The following is a 26,003-nucleotide window of genomic DNA, read 5'->3' as shown; positions in this document are numbered from 1 at the left end:
GCGTTCGGAATCAAAACATGAGAATAGTTTCAACCATAGTCGTGTTGTGTGGCATGGTTCTTATTCCCATTCATTTAGGTGCGGTTGAATCAGAGGTTTACTACATTGCTATGGAGGGGTCGGCTCCTTACTATTCTCCTTTTATAGCCACGATCCCTAGTGGGGTTATGGTCCAGTGGATCAACCAGACAGCCACAGCTCACACCGTTACACACATTGGCTGTTTACGGGAAAACCCCTGTGCTTTTGATTCAGGATCCGTAGCTCCTGGGAACAGTTTTGCCCTTCCCTCTCTTGAGGCTGGAACGTATCATTATTACTGCCGACTTCACCCCATTATGCGCGGCGTGGTCAACGTCGTTGAGCCTAGGGTCAAAAGGGAAGGCCCAAGCGTATCAGGATAAATTTGTTGTGAAACAGAATCGCAAATTACTGTTCCTGCTCTTTGTCCTGCTTTTTGATGCCATACTGACACCTCTATTCCCTGCGCATTCTGGAGCACTCCAGGACCAACCCACGAAAAACGTTACAAAGTTAATGGTTGAAGCTGAAGCCTTGCTTAACCAATTTCAATTTCAAGCCACTCTGAATCACCTTGATAAGGCCATCCAGCTTTTTCCCAAGTCTCCTGATCTCCACAAAAAACGTGGCGATGTGTTGATGATTCTTCGTCAAAATCAAGAATCCCTATCGGCCTACCGCCAGGCACTCACGCTGGCTCCTGATTTTCTTGAGGGCCACTGGGCATTGTGGGCATTGTTAGATCGCCTCAGTCGCAACCCAGAGGAAGCCCTGCAAACCCTCATCCAGATTGCTGCGCTTGACGCCCAGAATCCCTTAATCCAACTTCGTGTAGCGAGGAAGCTCCGTGAGCTCCGCCGCTTTGAGGAGTCCGTCACGTATTTTCAGCGTGCGGTCAACATAGAACCCGACCATTCAGCCTATCGCCTGTATCTCGCTCGCGCTCTTTTTGACATTCGTAAATCCAAGGCAGCCCTCCAAGAATTAGAGTGGGTGTTGTCTCATACCTCTCCAAACTCACCCGTTGGGGTCGCAGCTCAAAATCTCTCACAAACCTTACACGGTGGAACGGTTGACATGGGTAGTCGTACAGATTTTTTTGAAACCACCAAAAACCGACATGGGGAAAAGGGGAAGGATTATAAGAGTTGGGCTTTAACCAGAGAGCGAGCCTGGCAGTTCATGAAAGCTGGCAATTTTTCTGAAGCCGACGCCACCTGGCGAAAGGTTCTCACCCTCGACCCGGAAGATGACTTAGCCCAATATAACCTCGGACTGACCCTTCTGGAACTCGAAAAGTATGAAGACGCGATTGCTTCTTTGCAGGCCAGCTTTCAAAAGTCGAAACAACCACCTTTCTACCCTGATGCGATCTTTCAACTTGGGCAGGCATACACCAAATTGGGGAATTGGGAAAAAGCTATTTTCCATTATCAAAAGGTGTTAGACATGCAGGAATTGAAAGAACAAGATTTTTATGCCCTGAATTTTCCTGATCTCAAAAGAGTGGAAGCCGCACTCAGCGCAGCCAGAACTCATGTTACGGACATTGTGCAATTGCCGATCATTACAGAGGCTCCACCTACTTCATTCCAGAAAGAATCACCAAGAGAGGAGACATCTACCCCAAGTTTCGTTCCAAATCTTTCACAAGACCTTTCAGAAAAAGGCCAGACTCCTCTCCGGGTTAGACCGCTCAGCGTAGATGTAGTCAGAGGATGGTTTCGGCAACTCCTCACGGCCAAAGCTGTGGGACAAGATGAGATGCAAGCAGGATTTCATGAGTATATCCCTCTCAATCCTGGAGATACCTTTCCCCCCTTCCAACCCCGTATTTATCTCGTTTTTTCATTAACCACTCCACCTGCTGGGGCCAAACAGATATCAACTCAATGGGTCGCAGAACAAGTAGAGCAAGAGCCTCCGAACACGGTGATCGGAACCGATACAGTCCTCGTGGATGTAAACGATAGCAGTGGCTATTTCTATTTAGATCAGCCCGAAGGGGGCTGGCCCGTAGGAACTTACCGCATTGATCTGTTTGTGGGAGAAGAAATCTCACCCTATACCTATGTGGCAGATGTTCGGTTTCGGATTGAATCTCCTAATAATTAAAAACAGCCTTATATGATGTCTAAATAATTTAAAGTTTCCAAAAAACAATAGAGAGGTTCCGACAGGTATACGAATTGACCCACTGATGGATAGTCAGTGGGTTTCGATGCAGGAACAGTAGCCTTTTCAGGGGCTTGCAATATTGAATTATAAACGAAACCTGTTTCGGGACCCGCTTTCTTCAAGTGTAGGATCCTGTTTTGGCTTTATCTTGGCGGCTCCCCCGCACCACTATGGTCAAAAACACTCACTCCGAACAATCCCTCGACATTATCCAACATGTGTGGAAATTAGAACACTAGTTGGCCTCGTTTTCATGCTCAAATGTTTGGAGGTTGGTTTTCTTAGTTGTATAAAGATCTTGGTTCCCATGTTCGAACCAAAAAGCCAAGATATTAGAGTTAGGACCAGGCTTTTCAATTTTTAGAATCTGCTCAGTAGTTTCTTCATCAAAAGGTGCTCTAAGACCATTCAGCGTTGTGGCATCACCAATAACAGCATAATCAAACCTCTGAATTTTCGAATCCCAGCTGGAAATTCGATCGCCCCTGAATTGAAGCCTCTCGCCAGTTTTCAGACCAATTCGATAGGTAAAAGGTTTAACAATTTCGTAATACGGTATGATGTCTTCATCAAGGGTATGTTTTAAGAGGTGCTGTGGGGACAGTAAAGATACCTCAACAAGATGACGAATTGAACATGTACGATTTTCTGTTTTTTCCCGATAAACATGAAGAGTTAATAAATCGCCAATTATTCCTGGATGACCGTTGTCACGAAGAAGAACAATACTGCCATTACTCGACATGGCAATCTGATTTAGGTCATCATTGGTTCTGATGGAATCAAGACACGTAAAATAAACATAGCCCACATTATTAAGTTTCTTGTTACCCTGGACGTTCCAATTTGAGGCCCGGTAGTAGCTCCCCTGGAGAATTGAATTCCTATTGATTTCACTCGTATGATGGTAGAGAGGTAAAAAAATCGATTCTTCTAATATCGCTTCTCCCGTGCAATATTCCTGAAGTCCTGGATTTCCCATAATTTTACAGGAATACAGCTCAGCCCCATCATCGAACCGCCTCAGGAAATCTTGCGCGGAAAACCTTACTTCTAATTGATGCCCATGGGAAATTTGAATGTGGATAGTACAAAGAATATTTGAATCAGTTCTTGCTAATATGCAGGCAGTAAAAAAGAGAGGTTGAATCCATAAGACATTTTCTCCAGTGAGAAAAAGTTGATCAGGGATAATAACTGAATAACCAAGGCCATGAGCTAACTTGCACTTTATTTGGCCATCATATGGTGTATTACCCGGCTGAGCGGATGGAAATTCGTTCAAGTAACTATGAACACCATTCTCTTCATATCGATTAAACCGTTTATTCTTTTTTCTTTGCAACATTTGCTTGAGGAGAAAACCAGCTCATTCCATTCGCTTCAAAGCTCTTTCTCCGCCTCCTTCAGCACCCGACTCAGTTTCACCCCAGAGGCCTCAGACAACTTCACCATGTTGACCAGACTGACGTTCCGCTCCCCCCGCTCCACGTCCCCCACGTAGGTCCGGTGGAGGTCCGCCCTCGCCGCCAACTCCTCCTGAGACAGACCAGCATCTAACCTGAATTTCCTGAGGGCCTCGCCAAAGGCCATGAGCACCCGCGCCTTCCGTTTCATACCCCCTAGGCTAATTACATGATGACTATAGGTCTACAGACTATAAGTGGCATAGCCGATATGGTTCTTATGATGGTGTCAGTTCCCCTCCGTTCCGGTGAGGGAACGGGCAGGCATTCAGCTTTTTGAGAGCAGTGGCCGATATACTACGTATAATCTCGTACGTACTATTTCAGCAGGACTATCAAGGAGGGTTTCTTTATGAAACGGATACTGCGCAATGTCTTCCTCTTCTTTTTTCTGGCTATGCTGCTCCCCGCCATGCTCCAGCTGTCCCTGCCGAGGAATGCGTCGGTGCTCGTCGGCGCGCTGGCCATGGGACTCTCGGTCATCGCCCTGTTCCGACCTCTCCCCTCATTGGGCCTAGGGCACCGGGGGATCTCATCGAGTGTCTGTTTCGCCGCCCTCATGCTCCTCATGCCCCCGAACGGTCAACAGGCTGCACCCAACGAGACAATGGCCAAGGATATTTCAACGGCGTCAGTCGAAACGGTGGCCTCCCCACCTATAGACACCTTCAGGACATTTACGGCCAAGGACGTGGTCTGGGACAAGTACACGAAGCCACACAGGGAGGTGGTCCTGGCCGGGGTAAACAAGCTGCACCGGGAGAACAGCCGGTGCAAGGACATCGACCCTGGTACAGCCACCCGCTCGACCAAGAGGGGCACCAAGAACAACCCGGTTTTCTTTGTAACCTGTGGTGAGGGCACTCAGGCTTTCAATGCTTACTTCTCAAAGTCGGACGTGGTGTCCAAGAAGACCCTTGTGGCAGCCCGCCACATCTCCCAGGGGGAGGCGGTGCTTCTGTGCGAGCAATACGCGAAGGCCAAGGCCGCCCACCCGGGCACGGTCGACTTCTCCAAGTTCCTCGACCTCGGCGTCCGGGAGCTCGGCGACGGAAGGACGCGGGTCGTGTCGTCCTTCACCGCGAAGAACAGCTTCAACATGGAGCTCAAATACAACGTCACCTGCTTGCTGAACGCGAAGGGCCTGATCGAGGGACACATCTCGGAGGCGACCTGATCTGATGAATGCCTGAACGGCCTCAATTCACTACAAACTATGAGAGAGGAATCTGCTATGAGAACCTTCACGATAAAAACCCTGTTGGTCTTTGGGACCATCTTGTCATCCATCGTCCCAAGCCTCACCCACGCCGACCACCTCACGACTAGGTCTGGTGAGGAGAGAAAAATCTTTCACGGGAAGTACGACCCCGGCCTCTACCAGCCGACACGCATCGAGACGGGATGGGGAGCGTCCCTGAGGGCCGGCGGGGCCTTCTATCACGGCGATGTGATCGCAGCGGTGTCCCCCGATCCGGCGATCCTGGTGAACGGCCAGTTCTTCTATCACATCAACCGCGACTGGCACATGGGTCTGAGCGTGGAGTGGGAAGAGCACAATGCAACGGTGGGCGGGGTGGACTTCGGGACGGCGCGGACCATATCTCTATTACCCTACATCGAGTTCCACTTCCCCGTAGGCCGATGGTCTCCGTATGCCTCTCTGGGGGTAGGGTTGAACCTCAACGACTTCGATGAGGACAACCAGGTCGCGGCCAACTGCGCGGCGTTGGGGTTCGGCCCCTGCGACGTGTCTCCCGATAACACCTTCGCCTTCAGGGGCGGGGCCGGTGTGGACTTCTTCGTGGCCGACAATTTAGCCATCAATGCCGAGGCCGCCTGGAAATCGAACTCCGGCGACGGCGAGATCACGGTGGGTGGTACGCCAGTCCTTCAAGGTGACTTTGATGCGAGTGCAGTTCAGGTGTTGGTCGGCCTCAGGTGGTTCTTCGAGTAGGTGTCTAACAGACCATCAGAATGGTTTTTCAGGTAGGCGGAGTGGATTTCGGATTTCACTCCTTATATACGCGGAATCTGAAATCCAATTTACCGGAAATTTGTTTGAAAAAGATAGGCAGAGGTTCTGCGGGAAATGGCAGGAGAAACCTAAAAAACGGCCTATCCCTTTGTGGTCAGAGCAGCTGATCTTTAGTCAGTGGGTTTCTGGATAGGAACAGTAGCCTTTTCAGGGGCTTGCGCCGTCGGCACCCTGTTCGAAGCCTGTTTTGTGACCTGTTTCTCCTCATAAAAGGTCCTGATAAATCTGTGGTCGAGTCGTCCACGAGATCCGCGCGAATCCCTACTTCTCAGAGCACTGGTATCAGAACAGGTTGACGGGGAGTTCTTTCAGGTCGGTAATGAGGAATTGAAAAGGGCAGTATAGCGGGAGATGATCTAATATCTATTTTAAAAACGAAACCTGTTATCCATATTAAGTAGCCATTGTTGCTTCAGCTTGTCGGAGAAGTAATCGTGCTCCGGCTAATTGATTAATCTGTTCGCTTTCCGCACCTGCTAGAGCTCGAAAATCATCCGCACATATGGGAGTACTTACCTTCTGACCAGCCTTGGCTGACTCAAATTCCACTCTAACTTTTTCCCATAATTCTTCGATATGGTTTAGTGCCCAAATAAATTCTTCTTTTTCATACTCTTCACAACACTTTTTAATTATTCGGTGATTTCGCTCAAACGCTCCTTGGGCCTCGTCAAAAGCGTTTGCTTCCTCTTTATGAAGATGGCTCAGATCTCGACTGGCAACAATAGCAGATACTTCCTTGCAGGCCCTTACAGCATTATCAAACGAATCAGAAATTTCAGGATTCAGGCAAGGCAGATCTATATGTAGGTGCCAATTATCCAAAAAGTTTTCGTCAGGTATAATTAGTTCTTTTACGGGTCGAAGGGCTAAGGAAGGAACAATATATCCATTGACCAGAGGAACTACACAAAACTTCCACTCTGTTCCGAGGATTTCCTGAGCAGCGCTAATCGTACTTCCAATATAGTCCGCTTGTGTCTCGAAGTCAGAAATCTCGATCAAAATAGCAATTTCCTTGGGCGGCCAATAAAAACTGTCCCATTCCTCAATAAGGCGAGAAAAGCATTTTACCGCCCAACCATTATTCTTTAATTGCCGTTTTAATGTACGCAATTTATCTACAAATCTCTGTTCTGCTCGAGAATGACAAAACTTTCCAACTGAACTAAACCCTTTTCCATGTTTATGTTTGATTGCCCTTTTCAATAATGAATTTGTGAAAAATTCAGAATCGTTGGCTGCCATTTCGTGAAGAATATGCGAAAGGTGCCTCAAACGATTTGCCAGCATCTCCAATTCAGACTTTGGAGATTTATTGATTGTTCTCCAAACGGAAGATTTAATTTGTGATATCGCATCCGAAGCAAGACTTCCTGCAAACTCTGCTGCCCCCTTGGTACCTTTTTCGGCTGGGAATTTTAGGATTCTGGGAACCAGATTTCCGAGAATTCCCGATAGAAGCGCGCCCATACTATCTTCCTCACTTGCTTCAATATTAGGAAAGGACATGTTTCCCGGAAGAGGCGGAGTTGTAGAAAATGCCAGGGTGTTTACCTGTTTAATTATCGAGTCTATTTCATTAATTAAGTCTGTAGCAGAAACAATTGTATTCCCTCTAATCCAATTCTCTGTGATTTTCCCAAATACTTTCTCTGTGCGTTTCACAAGGGCCGCCATTTGTTGCGCATAATCCGTAAGACTGCGTGTCCGTGATTTTGTTAATAGAATTTGACGAAACGCTACATTCCATGCGATCCGAGTTTTAGCGGGAATATTCTTTCTGGGCATATTTTTTGACCATGGAGAAAAATCGCCAACTCTGATGGGCTCTCCTAATACGTCTATCGCCTCGCATGCCGCAGCTTGAGAAGATGGAGATATAGCTATGAGCATTTCGCAGATATTTTTAACCATTTCATGCGGATCCGTTTGATAATCATCCGAAACAAGGTACCAATTCGCCCGAACCGTACGGCCATGGGATCCATCTTCCTCAACCACAGGCTTTGCAAGCCAGGGGATCTGGGAATGGAACCAGGACAACAAAGTTTTTTCCCCTCCAAACTTATTCACCAAATCATCAGCAAAATCGGGACTAATTAAAAACGCTGTAGAAAGTAATTTAGCCACTTTGCTTATGTCGGGCTCACCTTCAAAATTATGCAGACAATTTAACGGAAGATGCACTTGTTCTCCTCCGAAGATGGGGACCAGACAAGAGAGGAGTTGGTTTGCCTTATCGAGGGTTCTACATTCTGGAAATTTCATTCCAGGAGGGAACAAGGCAACACACTCATGCCTATAGTCATATTTGGGTACTTGTCGGAATTCATGGACTCCCTTTCGAATTCGCCCCCATTGGTGAAATTCATTCAGATCTGGAAGTTCAATATCTGTATCCGCAAACATTGAGGCAAAAGACCATTGTGCCCGTTGAACATTGTTATTTTCCAAGCTTTCTATGAACAAATTCACAGAGTCTTCAATCGTGGCTAGTCCAAGTCCAGTAAGAACAGCCACCCATAGATCTACTGACTTGTCGTTTGCAAGAATATTTGCCAATTTCCATAGGACGTCCTGCCTGGGGAAACGCTCGTGATCGCGAAGAATGGAATGGACGATTTGGGGCAAGGTTTCTGGGGGCACAGCACTAATAGCAAGCCAAATTGAATCCTCTTGTCGAAAACTCAATTCATCATGGGAGGCAATACTCAAGGCGCTTGAGCGTAGAGCATGAAGACCCCCTAAAACTCCTGGTCGACTTTCTCGAACTAGATGTTCATTCAAAAGCCTTTTTAAGGCAATGCTCGCATTCTCTGGAGCGATCCCCAAGGTGGCAAATAATGCCTGTGCATTCAATTCTCCACCATAAGAGCATAGAACTGATGTAGCCCTGATTATTGCCAATTCGTCCTCTCGTCCCTCCTTCTCTCTTTCCCTCACTTGGTCACGAATAAGGGATTCGAGACGCTTTCCCTGTGTTAAAAGGTGCACATATTCGAGCATCAAACCCTCGGATTTCTCAAAGGGTTCACGCCAATGAGTCCAATTAGTTTGCAGTTTACTACGTAATCCCTGCCAAATCCGTTCTGCTAACTTTTCATCCAACTTAGATTCAACAATCTCGACATCGCTATGGCTCACAAGTAAGTTCAAGTCCTCGTTACGAATCGAGCCCAACAGATAAACCCTCTGTAATTGAGAAAGCTCCCGAGCCAAAATATCCCAAAGATTGCAATTCGAACGCTTGACTTCATCCATGACAATTAATATAGGGGACATCTCACTTGGTCGCCGAGAGCGAATAAATCGTACTATAGAGTCGGCTTCCTTGGGGCCTGCCATGGACGTTATATTAAAGCATCTGCACTCTTGTGCTAGAGCATGGGCAACTAAGCACGAAAGTGATGACTTTCCCGATCCCGATGGTCCAGAGATAAGAAGCTGTCGTCGTTTTCGAATGAGATTTACTATGGCTTCGGTTTCCTGGGAACGCTTAAATACCAAACCTGCGGCGACATGCCCTGGTTGGGTTTTGACACCTTGATAAAATCCTGGTTCATTGATCGGATTCATAAAATCAATAGGTTCTAAGGCTCCCGAGGTAACCGCTTGATCAATGCACGATGGATCCTCAGCCTCTAAGCGTTCAAAGACTCTTCTCTCTACATCCGTGGTTGATATACGCTTCCTATCCTTATAGGAAACAGACGCGTTTGTGGCAGAGGTATCCGCCACGAATTTATAAAGGTCACTCGCGATACCTTCTGCAATCACGTCTGCAGTATTAAGCTTTTCCTTGAGTAAATAAACGATTTCCTTTTCGGGATGCCGACAAACGAAAATCGGTTCTTTTGGATTCTCAAACAGTTGATCAAGCCCATATAGAGAAATGCCTTGGCAAGGTCGTTCTAGCCCTAGAGCAATATGTAATTCATTTTTGCACTTTAATTTTGAAGTCTTTTGCCTGACACCTTCAAGAATAGTCGCTACTTCATGCCGACCAAATGATCCGTCATTTCTGGACTTAATTTGAATCCAGATTGTTCGATCATGAAGTTGGATTACACAATCCTCTAAGCCTTCAGGTATAACAAACCCAATTGGTGCTAGCCCTGCCCACTGCCTTATTAATATCAACACCGTAAACAAATGCTGATAATGGAATCCACGACCGGCCCAGGCTCCACTTCTTGTTTTTTTCCAATTCAACTCAAGAAGGTCCAAAGTATTTTTCCTTATTGCGAACGTATAGCCTAATTAAGGGAATCTTAAGAAAGTCAGATAATTAGAGGTACCATGCAATGCATGTCGAGGGATTTTCCATTTAATCACAACTCCATGATTTCTTAATCCGTAACTCCTGTACATTTCTCGATGCATGGACTACGATTTCAATAATTTCCCAAAAAAACTAAGGATTGAATCCACAGGTCTTGGAAATGATGAGATTTAACAAAAATTGTTAATAAATAATGCCAAAGAAAAACGCGACTCCTAAACAAACTGGTGGTGGTGGTTTTAATTTCGAAGATAAGGTAACGGCATATTTTCTGGCCTGCATCCTAAGAGATAAACCTCCGCTGGATCCCAATCTTGGAACCATTCACCGTATCGATTTCCAAACTCGTCCTATTGGATGGTATCTGGATGATTTACTTTTAACTCTCACAGATACAGAAAAAAAGCGGTTCTGTGGTTTTTCTATTAAGAGCAATAGCCAGTTTACTGTCAATGGAGCTCCTAGAGAATTTGTCTCAAGTGCCTGGGAACAATTCCTTCATGAAGGAACCACTGAATTTAACCGAGATGATGACATTCTTGGAATTATTACAAGTCCTCCTTCTCAAAGGGTATATGGCGAGTTGAGCAGATTACTCCAATGGGCTAGAGATCAAGATTCTGCAACCCTTTCTCAACACGTCCTGCAAGCCAAGATAGGTACCAATACAAAACGAAACCTGTTTAATAGTTTTTGTTGCCCAGATCAACTGGCCATAAAACATAACATAACACGAGACCAAACAGGTGAACTGCTCAAGTGTATTCGCATCAGAATTTTTGATTTCGAGCAAGAGTCCTCGCAAAGCGAGCGAGAGGCAGTCCAATGTTGTCGCGACTCCATACTGAATAGTTCTTTAGAAGATGCTCTAAAGCTGTGGGAAAAGCTTCAGACTATTGCCCGCAGCATCAGGCCAAATGCAGGCTGCCTTGATCGTGAAAAGCTTTCGCACCAACTTCGCAGAGAGTTCGAATTAAGGGACTTCCCCTGCTATGAAGGGGATTGGAATCGACTTACTTTAAATGCAAGAGAAATTTTGGAGGGAATTCCTGACAAAATTGGAAACTCCGTTCAGTTGCAACGAAAGAAGGAGTTTGTTGCACTAGAACATGCCCTACAAAAGAAAAAGATCGTCATCTTCATTGGACCATCCGGATCAGGGAAAAGTGTCTTAGCGAAGTTTTTGGCTAAAGAGAAGCTCAAAAACACTAAAGTCCTTTGGGTACAAGCCGGGACTTTAGATACCGCCGAGATGTACTCATGGGAGCAAAAATTAAACCTGACTCACCCTTTTCGAGTATTGCTTGATTCTATACCAAATGAGGAGGCGTTCTGTGTTCTCGATGGTCTGGATCGGATAATGACGCATTTTCAGAACGTAAAAAGGCTGTTTTCTTCTTTCAACTTTGAAAAAACAGTAAGCCCTTGGAAGCTGATAGTTACATGTCAACCAGAGGAATGGGATAGAATTCAGACAGAATTAAAACGGGCTAATATAGAGGCAACCGATTGGGCGATTCTAGATATTAAAGAACCAGATTTAAAAGAATTAGATCCCGTCTGGAAGGCATTTCCCGCACTTCGGCATCTATCTATTCACCCCTCATTGTATGGATTGTTGTTAAAGCCAAAGATTCTTGACCTCTTTGCGAGCAAGATATCTCTAGATAATCCCCCTAAAATTGATAAATGGGTTGGAGAGTCAGACTTAATAAACTGGTTCTGGGACGCAGAGGTAACTGGTACCGAACAGGGAACAGTCCGAGGAAGTTTCCTCAAAGGACTTGGTGAAAAACTTGGTGACGATTTGCTTTGGGAAGTTCCAATTGATTCGTTTCCCATTACGGAGCAAGTTTCTGTGGATAAGCTTATCCAAAACAGAATCTGTAAAAGAAATGGAGAATTTATTTCTTTCCAACATGATTTGTATGGAGATTGGGCCAGACAACGAGTTTTGATAGCCAAGGGTCAAGATCTAAAGACATATTTGGAAGACAGACTTGCATCCCCTCTTTGGCATAGGGCTATTCGCCTATATGCTCTTCACTTACTTGAGAAAAGCCAAGACCTTAATGAATGGCGATCCACTATTTACTCGCTTTTAGCTGAGGGAGGCGCATCAACTCTGGGGCAAGACCTTTTTTTAGAGGCAACGATATTCGGTGCCTACCCCCAAATGCTTCTCGAGAAAGTATGGCCAGATTTGAAAGAAAACCAAGGTCTATTTTTAAATAGACTCTTAAAACGTTTTTTACATACGGCAACATTTCCAGATCCTGTATTTCAGACCATTGCTAGATCCCTAGGAACTATCGGCCAAGCTGAATCAGCTTCATTTCGAAGAATCCCTTATTGGCCCTATTGGCCAGCAATGCTTCGATTTCTTCATAGCCATAAGGAAGATGTGGCGTGTTTAGCATCTGCTAATGTCGCCGAAGTTGCAGAGGTCTGGTTACGGTACGGATCCCCAGATGAGAATCTAAGAAGAAATGTATCAGAGCTTTCCCTGACAATTGCAGACCATTTAGTAGATGAAGGCGAAAAACATCGTATGCGTTTACGCTTAGGTCAGCTCGGTGGAACTGCATGTCGGGCAGTTTTAGCAAGTTACAACGAATTTCCTGATAGGGTCAAAGAATTTGCTTTGTTGGCATGTGGCCGGCGTTTTTTCAGAGGCGCTCAACCTCGGAGTTTACGCCAAAAGCCATGGCCAGAAGGCCCTCTTACCAGGGTTGATAGCCAATTTCAAAAATTGGTGCTCGATTCCGATGCTCTTTATCCTTTAATGCAATGGGATTCAGCTCTGGCCCGAGAAATAATATTGGCAGTTCTTATAGATGAGCCATCGGATCGTTACTTTGGGGATGATCGTTTGCATCGGCAAGACCTTTGCCTTGAACACCGGCACGAATGGTTTCCTCCACTATATTTCAGGGGCCCCTTTCTGCAGTTCATTAGGACAAACGCTCGAGAAGGGCTGGAATTAATTCTTCGTCTTGTGCAGTTTGCAACCGATCGGTGGGAAGAACTCCACAAGGACAATGATATGGCTATGCCCTATGTAGAGATCTGTTCTGAATCAGGCAGTAAAAAATGGAGGGGAAACGGACGTGTTTACTATTGGTACCGAAATAATGGTTTCTGCCCTCATCCAGTCACAGTCGCCTTGATGGCACTAGAAAAGTGGCTCTACGATGAAATAGAACAAAAAAGATCCGTTGAGACTACTATTAAACTTTTAATCCAAGAAGCGGATTCCGTTGCATTTGCTGGGTTACTTATTGGAGTCGCCTGTCGGGAACCTAGCTTGTTTAAAAAATTATTAAGTCCTTTTCTAGAAATCCCGGAGTTTCTACTTTGGGAGACTCACTACAATACTGTCTCACACGATGAATTGTTAATCGGCTGGGAACAGGAACCATTTCGCACAATGGCGGAAGAGTGGCACTCCTTACCTCATCGAATGCCTGGATTTCAGGTATGGTCCCAACATCTATTCCTAAATAACAAGGAGCTCAGACCAATATTTGATCAAGCTAAAATTAAGTGGCAAGAACGTGCAACTCATGCAGATGAACTAAAGGAATTCTTGGAAAAACTCATCGCCCAATACACGATTGAGAACTACAGGCTGGAAGATACTGATGATGGTCGTAAAGTGTGGGTCTTTATCCCTCCACCAGCGCTTCAAGAACGAAGTGACCAGATCCAACAATACACACAAGACAGGGCCCTCATTCTTGGGTTTCCTTGGCAGTGCAAACAACTCCTTGAGGAAGGAGTCGGAATACCACCCGAGCAGCTCGATACTTTTTGGGCTTCGTTACAACGCATCCAGGGAATTCCTAACTCTGAAGATGAGGATTCTCTGCATACACAAACTCATGCTTTGTGTGGTGGGGCCGCCGTTCTCATAATCTTGCACGGGCAATGGATCAAACAGGACCCGAATAAAGAAGCTTGGTGTGTTGAACAAATCTTGAAAACTATCCAAAATCCCCCAAAGCCGAGCTCTTATGATTCGGAGATTATGAGTGTCGATTGGCAGTGGGACGGGTTTGCCGCTCAAGCTCTTCCCTGCCTCTGGTCTGAAAATTTATTTTCAGAGCAACTTCGGAGGGGGATGGCTTTGTTAGCAACTTCACCTCATTATGGAACGGTCAGAAACCTCTTTGCCTCTACTTCGAACTTTCGACATGTTCTTGGTGAAGATTTCTCCCGCCTCCAGCATTTCACGTTAAGGTGGGCTAGTGCCCATCTTAAGCATCTTCGGACTAAGTATCAAAATAAATTCAGGAAAAAGGAAGCTTTTAACATTGATGCCTGGCTTGATAAAGAAATTGGAGATTTTATAACTGGTACGATACCAGCAGAAATCCCCCCTTGGGAGGACTTAGAATACGAAGAAGTTGACACTGAAGAGGTGAACCAAACTGCTGCCCAAGGTCAGCCAAGACAAGTAAAGAAAAGGCCAGGCTTTGACTTGGGAATAGTGAAGGCTAGCTATGAGTGGGCACCATCTCTCAAGAATCTCGATACGGCTGAGCGACAAGAATGGATTAGTTTCTGGAGTGAAGTATTAGATTTCACGATTGAGCGACTTGGCACCGGTTTAGAAGAAGACGGTGAAATTAAAGGCACTCCAAGTGAATGGGATAATTGGGTAATTAGTAAAGTTGCCTGTCTTATTCTTGAAATGAACGACGATGGAAAACCTGACTCATTCTGGCAACGGATTTTGGATCTAGGTGCACCTGGTCATTACTGGGTGGAGGATTTTCTGAGACAATGGTTTTTAATTGGATTAAATTTTGACTCGATATCCCAAAGAGAAACATTCATTTCGAGATGGCGCCAAATGATAGACTATACGTTTTCCTCTCCCCATTGGGATTTCAAAAAAGGCGGGCGTTGGTATCGTCTCGAGGAATTATGGTCTTGGCTTATGGGTCTTCGAGGGGTGAGCTATTGTTGGACTGAGGATCGTGAAGATATTGCTATGGCCATGCTTCCCGATTTCGAACGTTGGGCTTCCGCTTTTAAAGAACGTCCGGGGTGCATTATCTACCTTAGTTCATTTCTTCTCCGTCCGGCGGCTAAACCTCTCCTATTGAAAGGATTGTTTTGGTTGGATAATGCACGAGAACAATCTTACACTTCATTTTGGACAGAACGTGACATGCAAGACTCAATCTCTTCCCTTTTGAGTTATGTTGTGCAAACGAACGAAACGGCTCTTCGGGGTGACAACGTGGCTTTTTCAAGTTTCAAAAGACTTTTGCAGGATCTCGCAAACCGACAGGATCCGGTCGCAATGGAGTTATATGATCAATTCTTACGCAAAACTTAGTAAGTTTTATAGCTAAAACAAAAAAATTTATATTACTTTTTTGTGGATCCTACCTTACGAAAGTTACCGTCCAATTCCCAGAAACAGATCTAAAACAGGTTTTTCCCGGGAGGGATTCCGGGGTGAGGCGCGTAAGTGCTTGAAAAGGTGGTGGGTCGTACAGGGGTCGAACCTGTGGCCCGCTGATTAAGAGTCAGCTGCTCTACCAACTGAGCTAACGACCCACCCAAAGTGGAAACTGATGGTATTTCGTGAAGCGTATCTCGTATTTCGTCAATTCATTTATGGTGCGCCTGGCAGGATTTGAACCTGCGGCACCTGGCTCCGGAGGCCAGTGCTCTATCCACTGAGCTACAGGCGCGTTCTCTCACATCATTCGCTGTTTTTCAACCGCCAAACGCCTGGCTCGACGCTAGCATCTTTGGATTGCCGTTGTCTAGGTTCTGATGGTCCCATCGAGAAAGTTGGAGAATCTTTCCAAAAATACGGAAAGATTCTACCTCCCCTTGGCCCTCCTTACAAAGGAGGGGGATTAGGAAGTTCCCCGATTTACCATGAACATTTTCATATTGCCGGTTATTCAAATCCCCCTTTTCCCCCTTTGCTAAAAAGAAAAAATGAGAAACTCAGGATAGGGATTATTAATCACACGGGAGTTTCTCTTGGGATGTATCCTGCGTTTCTTTGATGACGAAGCCGCCTTCGTACACTACATTTTTCGGTTCTTCCAGCACGACTTCGAGTAAGAGCTTGGCGCCTTCGGACTTGAGCCCATGGGATGGGGCAATGAAGCGTTTGCGGGCCACGGCTCGTTCCTCGGGATCATCGGGCTCGTAATACCCGAGCAACTCGCCACTTTTATTCGCTGCGGCCAGGCGCGTGGCCCAATCTTCCATTAACGGGTCTGTCCACATCCCCATCCCGGCGACATCGCGATGTTGTTCCAATTTCGTCCAGATCTGCCATCCTACGAACACGGCCCAGGTTTCGTTGAGCACTTCCCAGGCATCTTCTTTCGACAAAAACCGCATTTCCGTGGCGTCTCGTCGTTGCCGCACGGGATTGATCCGCACGAATCGATAATGGCACCGCAACTGTTCATTGGCAAAATTCAACACCCGATTGGCATTGGCACTTAACCCCGCAGGCCCCGGACCATTGAACAGGTAATCCAAATACGCATGCAACAGTTCGTGATACAGCAGGCTGACATCGTGATGCGTCATGCCATCCAGCGATTTCAGCACCCCGCCCGCGCTATTGAAGGACAGCCGCATGTTGAGGATCATCCGGTGATCTTCGGGATGATACTCCGCGGCATAGGTGCGAAGGTCTTCGAAGACGACGGTCACAAAATTTGGTTCGATTTCTTTAAGAAATTGGGTAGGAAGGCCCAGCCCTTCGGCTTCTTTGATTAAATTCGACCACACCTCGGACGCCACATGGGGGGGTTCCGCGCTTTGCGCAAACCGCGCCATGCCCAACATCAGGCCCAGCAAGAGAATTCCCAAGACCCATTTCAATGTTCCCTGCATCACGTTCTGTTACCCCCAGTGATATGGCTCGCCTTCATCGACCACACTCCAGGCATCCACGAGATCCGTAGACACGTCATCCAAAAACCTCGAGGGCTTGGACAGGATCGACCCTGTCGCTTTATCATACACGTTGACCGGAAAGGTGAGGTAGAGATGTTGTTTGGCCCGAGTCACCGCCACATACAGCAGCCGACGTTCTTCCTCCAATTCTTCATCGCTGGTAAATGAATAAGAGGAGGGAAACCGTCCATCCACCAGCCAAATGACAAACACGCTTCGCCATTCCAGCCCCTTGGCGGAATGAATCGTGGATAATACCAGCCGTTCATCATCCCGATCGGGGGCGTCCACATCCAAGACGCTTTCATCCGGTGGCTCCAGTGTGAGGTCCGCCAAAAACTCTTCTAGGCTGTGATAACGCTCCGCCATCCCCTGCAAATGTTCTAAATCCCGGATGCGCTTGGGATAGTCGTCGTACTGATCTTTCAAAATCGGGAAATAATATTCCAGCACTTGGTTGATTTGATCCGGCGGGGACCCGTCATCAGCATGGCCTACGGCATCCAACGCTGCCGCTAAATTGCGCAAGCCAAAGGCCGATCGTCCCGACCCTTCCCGCAATACGGCACTGGGCGTGTCCGTGGCCACCAATTGAGCCACCAAATCCTTGGCTTTTTTCGGTCCCACGCCTTCGATTAACAGGAGTAAGCGATTCCAACTCACGCTGTCTAGCGGATTGTGAATGACTCGCAGATGGGCGAGTAAGTCTTTGACATGCGCGGTTTCGATAAACTTGAACCCGCCTCGTTTAATAAACGGCACATCCCGCTTGGTTAGTTCCACTTCCAAATCAAACGCATGAAAGCTCGACCGAAACAGCACGGCCATGTCACTCAGCGGTACCCCTTCTTCCCGCAACTCCAGAATCTTTTGCGCCACGAACCGGGATTGCGGGTTTTCCCCCATGGCCTGCACCAAGGCTGGCCGCTCGCCCCCCTCTTTGTTCGTGAACAGGGTTTTACTGTATTTTTCCGTGGCTCCTTCGATGACGGCATTGGCCAACCCCAGGACCGACTGCGTGCTACGATAATTTTCTTCGAGTTTGAAGATCTGGGTACCGGGAAACAGCGTGGGAAATTCCATGATATTCCGGAACGTGGCCCCCCGGAACGCATAGATGGATTGCGAGTCATCGCCGACCACCATCACGTTGTCATGGGTAGCGGCGAGGTTTCGGACAACCTCGGCTTGCAACCGGTTGGTGTCTTGATACTCATCTACCAAAATGTAGCGATAGGTTTCGGAAATCATTCGTCTGGCGGATTCATCTGCGATGAGCAATTCCCGAAGACGAAGCAACAGGTCGTCGTAATCGACTAACTGCCGTTGACGCTTGGTCGAATTATACCCCTCTTGCAGTTTCGTGAGATTGTCGAGAAAGTCGCCAAAGTGGCTATATTCATTGAGCAGAACATTATCCAAGGGTTGGAGGGTATTCGAACATTTGCTGAACATATCGACAATGGTTCGTTTTCGTGGAAAGCGTTTGTTGGTTTCCACCAGGCCAATTTGCCCACGCACCAGACCCACCAGGTCTTCGGAATCTCCACGATCCAAAATGGTGAATCCCGGTTCCAATCCAATCGTCCGGCCAAACCGCCGGAGAAGGATATTGGCCACGGAGTGAAAGGTCCCGCCCATGACGCGATCACTTTGCGGACCGATGAGCATGCCCACGCGCCCCAACATTTCTTGTGCGGCTTTTCGGGTAAAGGTCAGCAGGAGAATCGAGGACGGATCCACGCCCATGTCAATCAACCGAGCGACGCGATAGACCAACACGCGGGTCTTTCCACTTCCCGCCCCGGCAATCACCAACGACGGCCCGTTGACCACCTCCACGGCAGCGAGTTGTTGGGGATTCAATTCCTGGGCATAGTCTCGGGAGAGGGGGCGAATCGGTGTGTCGGCACTCGACCGTTTGAGCACGTAGACTTTGGGATCAGGCTTCAGGGTATCCATGAGAGAAAATTTGAAAAATTCGGAAGGTACATTGAGAAGGATCTACCTTCCCATAACCTCGCCGTGTATAGCAAACAGACTAGGGGCGCGCAACGACCGACCCGGATTCATCAGTGTTTTCGCCAATCTCCTTCTGCGAACTTGCGAAGCCTTTTCCGCATTTGTTTATAATGATGTTTACTCATTCGGGACGATTGACTGATGGACATTAAGAACGAATACGGAAAAATTCTTGAGGACCTCGCTAATACCATGCTTAGCGTCGCCCGTGAATCGGTTACTCTCATCAAACGGAGTGATCAAGCCGTTTCCACAAAATTTACGCGCGAGCAAGAATGGGAAATTTATCTGGAATTCATCAAGGTGATGTTTAACCTTGCCGACCGGATTTCGGCCTTTTACATCCCCATTCAACAACAACCTGAGTTCATGAACAGCCTTGAGGATCAGGTCAGCGATCGCCTCACGAACTTACTGGCCCCCTCCATGAGTTCCTCTGAAATTGACGACCAAGAAGTGATTTTATCCATCGGCCAAGCCGTGGGAGAAAGTCGAACGATCTACGAGAAGCACAAGTTCGTGTTCTCGGAAGACACCAAGGAACGGAATGCCTTTTTCCAGCATGCGGCCGAACGGGTCGCCGGACGGGCGGGCGCGAGCAACAACCAGGCGATTATTTCCGCTTCCACCCTATGCACCAGTGCTATTATTCCGGCCATGCAGGCCCTGTTTGAAGGCAAGAACGAGGCGGATCTTGCGGCTTCCTCGTCTTCTCCGGCAGAACCGGCTGCAGAGCCCGTCCCATCAGAACCCAAAGAAGCTGGTCCTCAAGCGATTAAACTTATTAGCGTGGTCTCGAGTATATCCGGGGAAGAATTCGAAACCCGCTGGGGATTTTTTCCCCAATTTCGACGTGATCTACACCCTGACCAACTTAAAGAACTCACCACCCATTTGAACCGGGTCTCACAGATCCTTGGCGACCGATTTGCCATACTCTCCTCTAGGCTTTCCCAAGAATCTACCCAACCGACCGGCCATGCCTGATCGGCTCTCTTTCCCACCTTAAGTCTCCCTGGGATTGTACCGAACTTCTTGTACCGAACCACTTTGGAACCGGAGATTACCTATGCACAATTCGGCACAACAAGACTCAACCAACCATAATTCACCATTTCCCAGATTACATGAACTTTCCATGAACGTCTGGTGGAGTTGGACGCCGGTTGTACGCCAAGTCTTTGAGAATCTTGATCAAACCGTATGGCGACAAACGCACCACAATCCGGTGAAACTGCTTCAAGAAGTCAAACCTGAACGCCTCGCCAGCCTATCCCAAGACATTATCTTTACCCGACAATACCAAGCGGCAGTCAAAGCCTATGATGACTATATGACGAAAACCGACCATTGGTTTGGGACGAATTTCCCTCAGGTAGCGAAAGCGTCCATTGGCTATTTTTCCGCAGAATTCGGGTTGCATAATTCTATCCCTATTTATAGTGGAGGTCTTGGTGTATTGGCCGGAGATCATTTGAAAGAAGCCAGTGATTTAGGCATTCCCCTAGTGGGCGTCAGTTTCATGTATTCTCAAGCTTATTTCCGACAAGTGATTGGGCCGGATGGATGGCAACAGGCCGTCAATGAACGGTTTGATCGAACCTCTTCGGCCATTCAACCGGCGATGCTTCCGACAGGGAAGCAATGCCAAATCACCGTCCAATTGGGAAATCGCCCGGTTCATTGCTTGATTTGGTTTATTCAAGTCGGTCGGATCCTGCTTTATTTATTGGATACGGATGTGGAAGACAATCAACCAGACGATCGAACGCTTTCGGCTCGCCTGTACGGTGGCGACCAACGAACCCGGTTATGCCAGGAAGTACTGCTGGGCATTGGCGGTGTTCGCGCACTCCGGTCGCTGGGAATTCAGCCGCGCATGTGGCATGCCAATGAAGGGCATGCGGCCTTTCTCAATCTGGAACGCATGCGTGAGTTACTCCAGCAAGGAGTATCCTACTCGGACGCCATATCACAGATTCGCGCCAGTTCCTTATTTACGACCCACACTCCTGTTCCTGCCGGACACGATGTCTTTTCTGAAGACCTCATCAATCAACACTTTTCTTCCTATTGGACGGACATGGGATTGAGCCGTGAGGAATTTTTCGCATTGGGCCAACATCCGCAAGAACATCCTGGCCAATTCCATATGACCGCACTTGCCATCCGGTTATCTGAAAGCGTGAACGGCGTGAGCGAAGAACATGGGCGCGTGTCGCGGTCCATGTGGCAGAGCATGTGGCCCGATCGTCAGGAAGCCCAAGTGCCAATTCATTTTGTTACCAACGGCGTCCACGTCCCTACATGGATTGCTCCGGAAATGAGCCACCTCTACTCAAAATATTTAGGGCCCAATTGGCAGGATCAATCCGATGAGTCCGCCCTCTGGCATCGCGTCCTGGATATTCCTGATCACGAATTGTGGGAAGTCCGAAAATTTTTGAAACGGAAATTGCTAGGCTTTATTCGACAACGAATCCAACATGGATGGACTCATGGCCGATTAGAAGCGCAACAAGTCCTTGCGGGAGGCGCGCTACTCAATCCCTACGCCCTCACCATTGGTTTTGGACGACGATTTGCGACCTATAAACGGGCTAACCTTCTTTTTTATTATCCTGATCGCCTCAAAGCCCTTTTGCAAAACCCTTGGCAACCCGTCCAATTTATCTTTGCAGGGAAAGCTCATCCAGCCGACAAGCCAGGGCAAGAACTCATCCATGAAGTGTATCAATTTGCCAAACAACATGGGTTCGGCGGGCATATCACCTTCCTCGAAGATTACGACATGCATGTGGCTAAGTTTTTGGTACAAGGTGTGGATGTGTGGTTGAATAATCCCCGTCCACCACTCGAAGCCAGTGGTACCAGTGGACAAAAAGCCGCCCTCAACGGGGTCCCGAATTTAAGTGTCCTCGACGGGTGGTGGAAGGAAGGCTATGACGGTTCCAATGGATGGGCCTTTCCACAGGCCACCGAGGGATTGGAAGAAACCGCCCAGGATCAGCACGATGCCGAATCCCTCTTGCACCTTCTCGAAAAAGAAGTGATTCCTTTGTACTATCAACGGGACCAGGACGGCATTCCGCACGGATGGGTGAAGATTGTGAAAAATGCTATTCGGACTAATGCTCCACGATTCAGTGCCCGACGCATGCTGAAAGATTATGTCCAACAATTTTATATTGTGGATCATACCCGAACACATGCCGAACCTTCATTGGAAAGGGTACGCTAACCAACACCATTGAAAAGACCTCATTCCTCGACTCTGTCGTGAGAAAAAGGCCAGCTTTGCTGGTCTTTTTTTTGTTCTGTTTCGAACCACCCATTATCACTTTCTCATTAGACCAGCCTTTACTCTCTTGCTAGGCAAAATTCTCTGGAATTGTTATAACACCCGAAGAGGATTGGGAGACCACATGATTAAATTCATCGGAATCGTCTTTCTGCTAGGGGGAATATTTTGGGCAGGTTATTACATTGGCCAACAACCGCCTGAAGAGGTCAAGCGAACCATACGAACCCTGTCGGAAAATGTCGTCGATAAAACAGTCGGTCTAGAGGAAGGAAGACTTGGTCTTAAACAAGAGTTTCTTGAGGCAAAATCTCGACTCCTCGATGGAAAAGCAGAAATTTTGGATGGGGAATATGGTGAAGCGGCAAAGGCCTTAGGAGAATCTCTCTCCCATTTGAAAAATGCTGTGGAAATCCAGGGAAAGAAAACTTCCCAGGTGGTCATCGACGGGCTCGTGGACAAACTCAACGCCATTAAACAAACGTTAGCTTCCGGCCAGAACGTGTCTCAGGAGAAAATTGACGAAGCGCAAAAAGATTTGGACGCGCTGATTTCAAAAGAGTGAAACAAGGTAGGAATTTTAAACAACAAGCTAAAATAAAACAGTGTCGTAACTTCGAAAACTACATCCACTCATTACGCCTTCCCGATCACGAATAACGTTTCTTTTTTACGCGTTTGCCGGCTCGTGCTCCTTACCTTTGGGTTGATTTTGTTTCCAGGCTGCTAGAATGCGTTCCACCCGCATACGGACGACCATGTCGGGATCTTTCATCAATGGTTTAATCGCCGCACGCCCTCGCAGATCTCCGATTTTTTCCAAGGAAGAAGCCGCAGTCAATCGGACTAACCAATCCGTGTCTGTTAGCACGGCAATGAGGGGATCGACCGCCTGAGGATCTTGTATATCGCCTAACGCCAAAATGGCTTGTTTTTTGACAAAATCATCTTGGCTGCTGAGCGCTTCAATCAACTTTGGGACGGCGGGTTTGCCGAGTTCAACGAGCGCTCGAGTGGCGTCATCTTTAAATTCATCGCTTTTCAAATAGGAAATGAGAGGATCAAGCACTCGTTCGTCATTGATTTTCCCTAACGCCCGAAGCACATATTTCCGAGATTCCCAATCACGGACATACTGAATCAGCATGTCCACGGCTGGGGGGCCAACTTCGGCGACTGCTTCCACTGCGGCTTCCCGCACCTGCCAATCTCCATCTCGCAAAGCCCGAACGAGCGGCTCAACACAACGTTCATCGGCCATCTCACCCAAGGTGATGACCGCTTCGCGACGCACGACCCAATCGGAATCATGCAGAAGATCGATCTGGATATCGATCTCATCTTTAACTTTTTCTTCTTCGAGCTCAAATTCCTCATCCTCTTCCGATGCACCTTCTGCGGTCTCGGAATCCGCTAATGCCACCGCTTCCTCATCCAGGAGAGAACTGGAAACTTCATCGACCATGTCATCGGTGACCACCTGCTCTGATTCTTCTGCTCCTAGAGATTCAGAGTTTTCGGCTTCTGGTTCTTCGGCAGAAGATTTGAGATCTTCACTCATAACACAACTCCCCTTTCCCTATACTTCTGAGCAGGGCACATAGCCCCTCAGCTTGAACGCATCACTCCACTGACTTAAGAAGCCGCGGCCGCTTTCTTTTTCCCGGCAGCCTGTGCAATACGAGCCGCCCGAGATCGAACTTTTCGTTGCGTACGCTTGAGATGTTTGCGCAGCGACCGCAATGAGTCATTGCCTTCTGGGTTTTGACTTTTCCCTCGCCCTTCCGCAACTTTTTTCTTTAGGACTCCTAAATCTTCTTCCATCGTTCGTTTTTTACCCATGAATCTCTCCTCAGATATGATGCCCCATCCTGGGATACACAATTTCCTCTACTTCAGGAGTCTAGTCAACGCCATTCCAGGGTGTCAACTTTATTAAAAGGTGTATGGGAAAGAATTGACAGGAACATGGTATCTGGAGAACCCGAAGCAATCCCCGAATTTTATTTGGGGGAATCTAAGCCCCCCACGCCCTTAACTAGCGTTGCCAGTCTCGACAAAAGCTTCGCTCATAGGCAAGAATTTTCCAGGCTTCCTCTTCCGTGATCGTAACGGGAATCATTGGAACCATACCTGTTCCGGGACTCCCATTTTTCAAAATCCAGAATAATTCCCCATCTCGCCGACGCGCATGAAATCGGCAGTTCGTAAAGTTACGAGGGCTGGGATTGAGTGATCGCCCAACTTCGCCATCTCCCAATCCAGACTCGCCATGACAACTAATGCACGTCCCTTTTCCTTCGTACAGAGCTTTCCCCTCAGCAATGATGCTGGGAGTTGCTCTCTTTGTAGAACCAAAGGGAGGGAGCATTTTTCTCGCCATGGACCGTTCCTCAACCGGAACTCTTGGTCGCAGTGGCTCGAATTCCTGCGCGAGCAGAGGTGTCCATATAAAGGAAAAGACCATCATGAATCCCAAAACTCGGACAGAATTCTTATAGATTTTTTTTCTCACTGTCCGTATGGCCTCTTTTCAAACCACGCAGAGTAAAAAGCCCCGTTTAGGCTTGGCCTAAACGGGGCTATAACGACTTCACGTTTCCAAGGAGGAAACATGTGGACACACACTTATTTCTTACAGAAGCTCCGCTCGTACGCAAGAACCTTCCAACCGTCTTCTTCAGTAATCGTGGCTGGAATCATGGACACCATACCAGTACCAGGACTGCCATTCTTCACGATCCAGAACAATTCACCATCTTTCCGTCTCTTGTGGAATTTGCAGTTCGTGAAATCGCGAGGACCTGGATTTAGCACTTTACCAGCAGGACCTTGCCCATCACCATCTTTTCCATGGCAATTCACACAGGTACCCTTGCCTTCGAAAATCTTTTTGCCTTCAGCAACAATATCCGCAGGAGCATCTTCCAATTTACCAAATGGAGACTTCATCTTTTTTGCCGTGCCTCGGTCAGATTTTGGCACGCGGGGCTTCATTGGATCTTTTTCAGGACCGGCAAACGCCACACCGCTACCCGCAAAGGCAACAGCGGTTAACAAACTACACACCATTAAAAACTTCTTCATGCAATCCTCCTTTGATTATAAGACCGTGAACAAAGAGCAATCATTGCGACTTGCTAAGGCCACAGAAAGCACACCTTTTCATTATCAATTATTCCAAATTTTCTCTTTATAAAAGGGAGAAAACCCGTCGAATATATCAACGACTTTTTAAAAATGTCAAGAAAGGAACTCCAACCTAATTTCACTACAACTCTTTGTTTTTAAATGGCTTTCTTCCTCCACGTTCGAATACATCAGGCAACAAGTGCTCAATTATACGTATTTGTGTTTCGCCAAACTTGTTGTCAAGCACAATGTGCAAACCTGGAGAGAATTCCCAAAGGAGTTGCCGGCAGGTGCCACAGGGCGGACAGGGTACGCCTTCTTCACAGACAATGGCCAAGGCCAAAAATTTTCGATATCCCTCAGACAAGGCTTTAAATAACGCCACGCGTTCTGCGCAAATACCAAGATACACTGGGCTTTCGATGTTACATCCCGTAAACAATGGCCCTTCTTGTGTTTGTAATGCTGCGCCAACTCGAAAGCCTGATGAAGGAGCGACCGCATGTTGAAATGCTGCCTCAGCCGCTTTAATTAAGGGGGGAATGTCCAAAAAATTTTCTGACATGGGAAGATGGTGATTTATAAAGTCGAGAGATGAATGGGAGGAGATAA

The 26,003-nt window shown here is 47.3% G+C and carries 18 protein-coding genes and 2 tRNA genes; 8 read left to right on the top strand and 12 right to left on the bottom strand.

Translation table 11 applies throughout. The annotated features are described in order from the left end of the window. Window positions 1-17 precede the first annotated feature (17 nt). Window positions 18-404: a cupredoxin domain-containing protein gene (locus tag PPG34_RS15075; RefSeq protein WP_313834239.1), complete on the top strand. Its 387-nt coding sequence runs from the start codon at window positions 18-20 to the stop codon at window positions 402-404. Between the two features lie 7 nt (window positions 405-411). Continuing rightward, window positions 412-2,136 carry a tetratricopeptide repeat protein gene (locus tag PPG34_RS15070; protein WP_313834238.1) on the top strand — a complete coding sequence of 575 codons (1,725 nt, stop codon included), beginning with the start codon at window positions 412-414 and terminating at the stop codon, window positions 2,134-2,136. A 298-nt stretch (window positions 2,137-2,434) separates the two neighbouring features. On the opposite strand, the gene PPG34_RS15065 is transcribed toward PPG34_RS15070, so the two are convergent. Then, window positions 2,435-3,484: a hypothetical protein gene (locus tag PPG34_RS15065; RefSeq protein ID WP_313834237.1), complete on the bottom strand. Its 1,050-nt coding sequence runs from the start codon at window positions 3,482-3,484 to the stop codon at window positions 2,435-2,437. 98 nt (window positions 3,485-3,582) lie between these two features. Next, window positions 3,583-3,816, bottom strand: a complete 234-nt coding sequence (locus PPG34_RS15060) for a helix-turn-helix domain-containing protein (RefSeq protein ID WP_313834236.1) — start codon at window positions 3,814-3,816, stop codon at window positions 3,583-3,585. 201 nt (window positions 3,817-4,017) lie between these two features. Between PPG34_RS15060 and PPG34_RS15055 the strand changes: the two genes are divergently transcribed. Further along, on the top strand, window positions 4,018-4,842 hold the full coding sequence (locus tag PPG34_RS15055; protein WP_313834235.1) for a hypothetical protein: 825 nt from the start codon (window positions 4,018-4,020) through the stop codon (window positions 4,840-4,842). Window positions 4,843-4,899: 57 nt separating this feature from the next. Beyond that, complete coding sequence (locus tag PPG34_RS15050; protein ID WP_313834234.1) at window positions 4,900-5,622, top strand: outer membrane beta-barrel protein; 723 nt, start codon at window positions 4,900-4,902, stop codon at window positions 5,620-5,622. A gap of 474 nt (window positions 5,623-6,096) precedes the next feature. Here the strand turns inward: PPG34_RS15050 and PPG34_RS15045 are convergent, their stop codons facing one another. Then, on the bottom strand, window positions 6,097-9,933 hold the full coding sequence (locus PPG34_RS15045) for a hypothetical protein (protein ID WP_313834233.1): 3,837 nt from the start codon (window positions 9,931-9,933) through the stop codon (window positions 6,097-6,099). 248 nt (window positions 9,934-10,181) lie between these two features. On the opposite strand from PPG34_RS15045, the gene PPG34_RS15040 reads away from it, so the two are divergent. Next, on the top strand, window positions 10,182-15,338 hold the full coding sequence (locus PPG34_RS15040; RefSeq protein ID WP_313834232.1) for a hypothetical protein: 5,157 nt from the start codon (window positions 10,182-10,184) through the stop codon (window positions 15,336-15,338). Window positions 15,339-15,486: 148 nt separating this feature from the next. Here PPG34_RS15040 and PPG34_RS15035 read toward each other — a convergent pair. From PPG34_RS15035 to PPG34_RS15020, 4 genes are all read right to left on the bottom strand, one after another. Then, window positions 15,487-15,562, bottom strand: a tRNA-Lys gene (locus PPG34_RS15035). A gap of 61 nt (window positions 15,563-15,623) precedes the next feature. Continuing rightward, window positions 15,624-15,699, bottom strand: a tRNA-Arg gene (locus PPG34_RS15030). Between the two features lie 280 nt (window positions 15,700-15,979). After that, a complete protein-coding gene (locus PPG34_RS15025; RefSeq protein WP_313834231.1) occupies window positions 15,980-16,876 on the bottom strand; it encodes a hypothetical protein in 897 nt (298 codons plus the stop codon). 6 nt (window positions 16,877-16,882) lie between these two features. After that, on the bottom strand, window positions 16,883-18,898 hold the full coding sequence (locus PPG34_RS15020) for an ATP-dependent helicase (RefSeq protein ID WP_313834230.1): 2,016 nt from the start codon (window positions 18,896-18,898) through the stop codon (window positions 16,883-16,885). A gap of 201 nt (window positions 18,899-19,099) precedes the next feature. On the opposite strand from PPG34_RS15020, the gene PPG34_RS15015 reads away from it, so the two are divergent. The 3 genes from PPG34_RS15015 to PPG34_RS15005 all read left to right on the top strand — a co-directional run bounded on the left by PPG34_RS15015 (window position 19,100) and on the right by PPG34_RS15005 (window position 22,824). Continuing rightward, on the top strand, window positions 19,100-19,945 hold the full coding sequence (locus PPG34_RS15015) for a hypothetical protein (RefSeq protein WP_313834229.1): 846 nt from the start codon (window positions 19,100-19,102) through the stop codon (window positions 19,943-19,945). Window positions 19,946-20,027: 82 nt separating this feature from the next. Beyond that, window positions 20,028-22,199: an alpha-glucan family phosphorylase gene (gene glgP / locus PPG34_RS15010; protein WP_313834228.1), complete on the top strand. Its 2,172-nt coding sequence runs from the start codon at window positions 20,028-20,030 to the stop codon at window positions 22,197-22,199. Window positions 22,200-22,383: 184 nt separating this feature from the next. Beyond that, window positions 22,384-22,824 carry a BRO1 domain-containing protein gene (locus tag PPG34_RS15005; RefSeq protein ID WP_313834227.1) on the top strand — a complete coding sequence of 147 codons (441 nt, stop codon included), beginning with the start codon at window positions 22,384-22,386 and terminating at the stop codon, window positions 22,822-22,824. A 105-nt stretch (window positions 22,825-22,929) separates the two neighbouring features. On the opposite strand, the gene PPG34_RS15000 is transcribed toward PPG34_RS15005, so the two are convergent. The 5 genes from PPG34_RS15000 to PPG34_RS14980 all read right to left on the bottom strand — a co-directional run bounded on the left by PPG34_RS15000 (window position 22,930) and on the right by PPG34_RS14980 (window position 25,956). Beyond that, on the bottom strand, window positions 22,930-23,820 hold the full coding sequence (locus PPG34_RS15000) for a HEAT repeat domain-containing protein (RefSeq protein ID WP_313834226.1): 891 nt from the start codon (window positions 23,818-23,820) through the stop codon (window positions 22,930-22,932). Between the two features lie 74 nt (window positions 23,821-23,894). Continuing rightward, a complete protein-coding gene (locus PPG34_RS14995; protein ID WP_313834225.1) occupies window positions 23,895-24,101 on the bottom strand; it encodes a hypothetical protein in 207 nt (68 codons plus the stop codon). Between the two features lie 196 nt (window positions 24,102-24,297). Further along, window positions 24,298-24,729 (bottom strand): c-type cytochrome, encoded by a 432-nt coding sequence (locus PPG34_RS14990; protein ID WP_313834224.1) that lies wholly within the window; start codon window positions 24,727-24,729, stop codon window positions 24,298-24,300. A 158-nt stretch (window positions 24,730-24,887) separates the two neighbouring features. Further along, complete coding sequence (locus PPG34_RS14985) at window positions 24,888-25,346, bottom strand: c-type cytochrome (protein WP_313834223.1); 459 nt, start codon at window positions 25,344-25,346, stop codon at window positions 24,888-24,890. Window positions 25,347-25,530: 184 nt separating this feature from the next. Further along, on the bottom strand, window positions 25,531-25,956 hold the full coding sequence (locus tag PPG34_RS14980; RefSeq protein ID WP_313834222.1) for a cytidine deaminase: 426 nt from the start codon (window positions 25,954-25,956) through the stop codon (window positions 25,531-25,533). Window positions 25,957-26,003: the final 47 nt, after the last annotated feature.

The organism is Candidatus Nitronereus thalassa (genome assembly GCF_032191465.1).
Classification (GTDB): domain Bacteria; phylum Nitrospirota; class Nitrospiria; order Nitrospirales; family UBA8639; genus Nitronereus; species Nitronereus thalassa.
This window is presented reverse-complemented; position numbering and strand designations above follow the sequence as displayed.